This window comes from Hydrogenivirga sp. (genome assembly GCF_056450045.1).
Genome location: NZ_JBWONM010000095.1, coordinates 1 through 2,581, shown reverse-complemented (window position 1 = coordinate 2,581; position 2,581 = coordinate 1). Strand labels below are relative to the sequence as shown.

General features: G+C 49.0%; 3 protein-coding genes and 1 pseudogene. 3 read left to right on the top strand and 1 reads right to left on the bottom strand.

Annotation, left to right across the window (positions count from 1 at the left end):
- On the bottom strand, positions 1-274 hold a 274-nt coding region (locus tag AC1HCM_RS04070), incomplete at its 3' end, for a GNAT family N-acetyltransferase (protein ID WP_479460502.1).
- 26 nt (positions 275-300) lie between these two features.
- Between AC1HCM_RS04070 and AC1HCM_RS04065 the strand changes: the two genes are divergently transcribed.
- The 3 genes and pseudogenes from AC1HCM_RS04065 to AC1HCM_RS04055 all read left to right on the top strand — a co-directional run.
- The gene (locus AC1HCM_RS04065) at positions 301-1,614 is read left to right on the top strand and encodes an NfeD family protein (protein WP_479460501.1); all 1,314 of its coding nucleotides are present in this window, start codon (positions 301-303) and stop codon (positions 1,612-1,614) included.
- 83 nt (positions 1,615-1,697) lie between these two features.
- Positions 1,698-2,303: an IS607 family transposase gene (locus AC1HCM_RS04060; protein WP_479460500.1), complete on the top strand. Its 606-nt coding sequence runs from the start codon at positions 1,698-1,700 to the stop codon at positions 2,301-2,303.
- Positions 2,272-2,581, top strand: a pseudogene (locus tag AC1HCM_RS04055) (IS200/IS605 family accessory protein TnpB-related protein); the annotation flags it as partial. The gene AC1HCM_RS04060 and the pseudogene AC1HCM_RS04055, both read left to right, overlap by 32 nt.

Below are 2,581 nucleotides of genomic sequence, written 5' to 3'. Positions count from 1 at the left end.
CTATCTCGGAGAGGAGATACCTGCCCAGACCCCTGTTCCTGTAGTCCGGGTCTATGGCAAAGGTCATCAGGAAGGCTTCCTCCTTTATAAGCCAGAGGATGCTGTACCCTACCACCCTGCCCTCCAGTTCAAGGACAAACCTGAGGGAGTAAGGGAGCCTGAACTCCCTCTTAAGGGATTCCCTGCTCCAGGCATCGGTAGTAAAGGACCTCCTGTTTATCTCGTAAACTACGGGGAGGTCCTCCTCCTTCATCTCTCTGACGTGAAGTTCCATCGCTCAAAAATTATAATTAGGGTAAGGTGGTTTGGATTGTTCTCCTCCTCTTTGTGAGCTTAGGTTTTGCCTATCCGAAGGTCTTCATAGCCAAGTGGGACGGTGCGATAACGCCCACTACAGCGGACTACATAGACAGAGCACTAACGAAGGCTGAGAGTGAAGGGGGAAAGGTCTTCGTGCTTGAACTAAACACCCCCGGAGGGCTCGCCGAATCCATGAGGAGGATAGTCCAGAGGTTCCAGAGAAGCCCTCTGCCCGTTGTGGTTTACGTCTATCCACCGGGCGGGAGGGCAGCTTCGGCGGGGGCGATAATAACCATAGCCGCAGACATAGCAGCGATGGCTCCGGGCACCAACATAGGTGCAGCCCATCCAGTCCAGATAGGGACTCCGGGTCAGGGAAAGGAGAAGAAGGATGAGAAGGATGTCATGAAGGAAAAGATACTCCAGGATATGCTCGCCTTCGTCAGGAGCATAGCCAAGGAGAAGGGGAGGAACGTAAAGGTTGTGGAGAAGATGGTCTCGGAGAGCCTGTCCCTTTCGGCAGAGGAGGCTCTGAGGGAGGGTGTGATAGACCTGATAGCTGTCAGCAGAGCTGAGCTCCTTGAAAGGATTGATGGAAGAAAGGTGAGGAAGTTCGGAAGGAGCATTGAGGTTAGGACCAAGGGGTTTGAGGTGGTTGTCGTAGAGGAGAGCTTCAAGGAGCAGTTTCTGAAGGTGATAACTAACCCGACAGTCGCCTACCTCCTACTGATGCTCGGCTTTTACGGGATATTCTTTGAGCTCTACAATCCGGGAGCGGTAGTGCCGGGCGTTGTGGGTGCCATATGCCTCCTCCTCGGTCTCTACGGGCTTTCCCTGATATCAATGAACTGGCTTGCCCTCCTTCTCATACTCCTTGGGATACTCCTCTTTGTGCTGGAGCTGATAACGCCTACCTTCGGTGCCCTGGCAGTTGGGGGAATAATATCCTTGGCTCTGGGCTCCCTCTTCCTGATAGGTCCCGACTCACCCTACGGAGAGATACCCAAGTCAGTTATAGCGACGGTGGTCCTTGCAAGTGCTCTTTTCTTTTTGGTAGCCGGAAGGCTCGGTCTGAAAGCTCAGAAGAGGAAGAAGCTCACAGGGGCGGAGGGGATGATAGGAGAGGAGGGGGAGGCTATAACCAACTTCAAGAAGGGAAGGGGGAAGGTTCTCGTCCATGGAGAGATATGGGATGCGGTGAGCTCTGATGAGATAAGGAAGGGGGATACGGTAAGGGTGGTAGGCTTGAAAGGTTTGAGGCTCATCGTTGAGAAGACCTCTTCCGAGCCTCCTGAACAAAGACAAGAACCTTAGCGACAGCCTCGTACAGAACGGGAGGTTTACAACAGTTAAGCATGCATAGACAAAACCGCTCATTTGTTATATATTTACTATTGATGTTGCTAACAGCACAAAAGATAAAAGAGCTTTACGGTATCCATAGAAACACTCTTTTAAACTGGGAAAAGAAAGGGTTGCTTAAACCCGTTAAAACTCCTGGAGGTAAGAGAAGATACAAAAAAGAAGACATAGAGAAACTCCTCGGAATGCTTGAGGAAAAACCCAAACCAAAGGTGGTTCTCTATGCTCGTGTATCTACAAAAAAGCAGGAGGAATATCTCAGAAATCAAATAGCAAGGCTGGGGGAGTTTGCGAAGTCTAAAGGATGGAGCTACGAAGTTATCTCTGAAATAGCAAGCGGAGTAAACGAAAACAGAAGGGGACTGAGAAAGCTTTTGAACAAAGTCAAGAGAGGGGAAGTTGAAAAGGTGATAATTGAGTATCCTGACAGACTTGCAAGGTTTGGTTATGAGTATCTCAAGTTTTTCTTTGAAAGCTTTGGTGTGGAGCTTATAGTCCTGAACGGAGGAGAGAACGAAGAAGATAGAACTAAGGAACTTGCGGAGGATTTAATAGCAATAGTTACTTCCTTTGCAGCAAGGGTTTATGGTTTTCGTGGAGGGAAGAAACGTGATAACCCTAAGGTGCAGGCTTGTGTTTGAAGGCAGAGAGGACAAAGAGAAGGTCCTTTACCTGATGAAGAGGTTTTCCTCAGCAAAGAGGTATGCCTACAAAAGGCTTCTTGAAGGGAAGGATAAGAATGAGATAAAGAAAGAGCTTCAGAAGGTTTTCGGGATAAACTCAAGGTATGCGGACGATGCAATCAGCAAAGCTAAAGGTGTTCTCTCTTCCTGCAAGGAGAGGGGACAGAACCCTAAAAAGGTAGTGTTCGGAGGAAGGAAACTCTTTCAGAAGCTCAAAAGTCATCACATAAGCCCGA